The sequence below is a fragment of the Allocoleopsis sp. genome (genome assembly GCF_036703385.1).
Taxonomy (GTDB): domain Bacteria; phylum Cyanobacteriota; class Cyanobacteriia; order Cyanobacteriales; family Coleofasciculaceae; genus Allocoleopsis.
In genome coordinates this window covers 1-2,735 of record NZ_DATNPA010000084.1, presented here as the reverse complement: position 1 = coordinate 2,735, position 2,735 = coordinate 1, and the positions used below count along the sequence as shown (strand labels likewise).

Annotated in this window: 3 protein-coding genes; 2 read left to right on the top strand and 1 reads right to left on the bottom strand. The window is 45.9% G+C overall.

Features of this window, described 5'->3' with window-relative positions:
* Nucleotides 1–20: 20 nt before the first annotated feature.
* Both V6C93_RS04350 and V6C93_RS04345 read left to right on the top strand, forming a co-directional pair.
* Nucleotides 21–323, top strand: coding sequence for a DUF3593 domain-containing protein (locus tag V6C93_RS04350; protein WP_333475424.1), 303 nt, complete (start codon nucleotides 21–23; stop codon nucleotides 321–323).
* A 213-nt stretch (nucleotides 324–536) separates the two neighbouring features.
* Complete coding sequence (locus V6C93_RS04345; RefSeq protein ID WP_333475423.1) at nucleotides 537–1,703, top strand: protein kinase domain-containing protein; 1,167 nt, start codon at nucleotides 537–539, stop codon at nucleotides 1,701–1,703.
* 71 nt (nucleotides 1,704–1,774) lie between these two features.
* Here the strand turns inward: V6C93_RS04345 and V6C93_RS04340 are convergent.
* On the bottom strand, nucleotides 1,775–2,735 hold a 961-nt coding region (locus tag V6C93_RS04340; RefSeq protein WP_333475422.1), incomplete at its 5' end, for an OB-fold nucleic acid binding domain-containing protein.

The window sequence follows — 2,735 nt, the reverse complement described above, 5'->3', positions numbered from 1 at the left end:
GAGTTTTGAGTTAAAGTTATATGATTTCTAAAGACGCATTATTTGCAGTTTCTCTATTTCCTTATCTCGGATTTTTGTGGTTTATTACTCGCTCCGGGAAGATGCCCCGTTTGGCGCTCATTGGCTTTTACATGACTCTGGTTTTTGTTGCCGTCACTATCCCAGCCGGAATTTACGCCAAAGTGGCTTATGGAGAAGCGTTAGCCAATGTGGATTGGCTGCATGGTAGTGCCGAGTTTTTTTTGACCCTTTCCAACATTTTGATTGTCCTAGGCTTCCGGCAAGCCGTGATTCAAGTCAAGCAGACATCCACTGAAGGATGAAGTAGGGTGTGCTAACAAGGTATAACGCAAGACCTTTAGCTGGTGCGTTCCGGCGCACAAAATTACGCATAATTAGTAACAACTTACTATTAGGGCAGCGCCTAACGCACCCTACTTGATTGTGCACTTTCATCTGAAGCGGTTACCTTTGTATTAGGCAAGATAGCTTTTACGTCAGGCAAAATAGAGATACATGCCCAAGAAGTTATTAGCATGAACTACTGTCTTAATCCCGCCTGTCCAGTGCCCCAGAATCCAGCAGGAACAAACTTTTGTCGGACTTGTGGGTCAAAGTTACTGCTTAAAGACCGTTACCGAGCGATAGAACCGCTGGGACAAGGAGGCTTTGGTAAAACGTTCTTAGCGGTGGATGAGGATAAACCCTCCCACCCTCGTTGTGTAATCAAGCAGTTTTTCCCCCAAGCGCAAGGCACGAACACGGTTCAAAAGGCAGCAGAGTTATTCACTCAAGAGGCAGTACGGTTGGATGAATTGGGCAAACATCCCCAGATTCCTGAACTGCTGGCGTATTTTTCTCAAGATAACCAACAGTATCTGGTGCAAGAGTTTATTGATGGCAAAGATTTAGCCCAAGAACTGACAAATAATGGGGCTTTCAACGAAGCTCAAGTGCGATCGCTACTCAGCGATTTGTTACCTGTGTTGCAATTTGTCCATCAACATCACGTCATTCACCGGGATATCAAGCCCGAAAATATTATTCGCCGTCGCCGCGATAGCCAACTTGTTCTCGTTGATTTTGGAGCGTCGAAAGTCGCGACAGGAACTGCTTTAGCAAGAACGGGAACAGCGATCGGTTCAGCCGGTTTTGCCGCACCCGAACAAAGCTTTGGTAGAGCTGTTTTTGCCAGTGATATCTATGGTCTGGGTGTCACATGCATTCATCTCTTGACTATGATGCACCCTTTTGACCTGTTTGACGCTCGTGAAAACACCTGGGTATGGCGGAAGGCACTGAAAAAACCGGTCAGCGATGCTCTAGGTCGCATCCTGGACAAAATGATAGAAAGTGCCATCAACCAACGCTATCAATCCGCTGCTGAGGTTCTCAAAGATTTGAATCCTCAGACCCCCCAAGCGGCGGTAGCAAAACAACAGAAGCCGAGTAAACCTGTGGTAACACCTCCACAATCTTCGCCTGCTGTGACGAAGCCTAAGGGAGCGATCGATGCAGAATTAGCCGAAATAAGCTCTCAATTTCTGGCTACTCCAACTCCCAAAAGTCCAGCTCAAAAACCAGCACCTCAGCCAGCTTCGTCTCCTAGTCAGCAAGCCGCCAAAACTCAAATTGATCGCGAACTGGAGGAGTTAAAATCTCAGTTTCTCGGTTCAAAGAATCCTAATAATCCTCCGAGTTAAACCTAAAGTAGAGTGGACGATGCCACTCTATCTAAGACTTGCACCTGTGTTGTTCTACTCTTTGATTCCTATCAGCTACCCACGATCGCAGAAGTACGAGCAGAAAATCCGGCTCTCTGAAGAGCAGCAACAGCTGTATTACAATCTTGTACCCAGTATTTCGCGTTAAAGCGAACAAATTGCTGATGATTCGCCGCAGCGACTGTTGCTAGTACTGGGACTTTAGCTTGTTTCTTTTGCCCTGAATGTGCTTGCAAAATAGACTTGAGTTGATTGAGTTCATTTTTAGTCAGTTGTTGGGGTGGTAGTTCCACAATCAGCATCGGTGCCGTTTCAATTAACTCAGCATCCTCAATAATCATTTGCGTTTGCTCATCTCGCTTATCAGCCTTGCCCCAAACAATCAGACGAGTATCGGGTTGGATGAATCGCTCGATGCGTTCGTAAGTGGAAGGAAAGACAACGCCCTCCGCTTGTCCACTTAAGTCTTCCATCTGAACAATAGCCATGCGATCGCCTTTTTTAGTAACAATCTGCTTAATATCAGTAAGCATGACAATTACACTAATCGTTGTTCGCTTCCCGTGTTCGCCTAAGTCAGAAAGACTAATCGGAGATAAAACTTTAGTCGCTTGGTGCGCTGATTTTAGAGGATGATCAGACACATAGAAACCAAGCAACTCTTTTTCTAAGCGTAGCTTTTCCTGTGGGGAAAAATCTGGAATATCAGGAGGTTTGGGAGCTGATTCTAAAGCACCGTTAGTGGAGTTTTTGCTGCCGTTAGTGTTTCCTAAGAGATCGAAAATGGTAGTCTGACCACTGTCTCGATCTTTAGCGCGATCTTGTGCCCAACTGATAACAAGGTCTAAGTATTCGATGAGTTGCTTCCGATTGGCTGAAAGCTTATCGAAGGCACCACAGTAAATTAAAGCTTCCAATGCGCGGCGGTTAACCGTGCGTAAATCAACGCGATCGCAAAAATCTGCCAGTGACTGAAACGCTCCACCGTCCTCACGCGCCTTTAAAATACAC

What these genes read in the sequence shown, in the direction of transcription:
- V6C93_RS04350 (WP_333475424.1), top strand. Translation starts at nt 21, where the DNA reads ATGATTTCTAAAGACGCATTATTTGCAGTTTCTCTATTTCCTTATCTC.
- V6C93_RS04345 (WP_333475423.1), top strand. Translation starts at nt 537, where the DNA reads ATGAACTACTGTCTTAATCCCGCCTGTCCAGTGCCCCAGAATCCAGCA.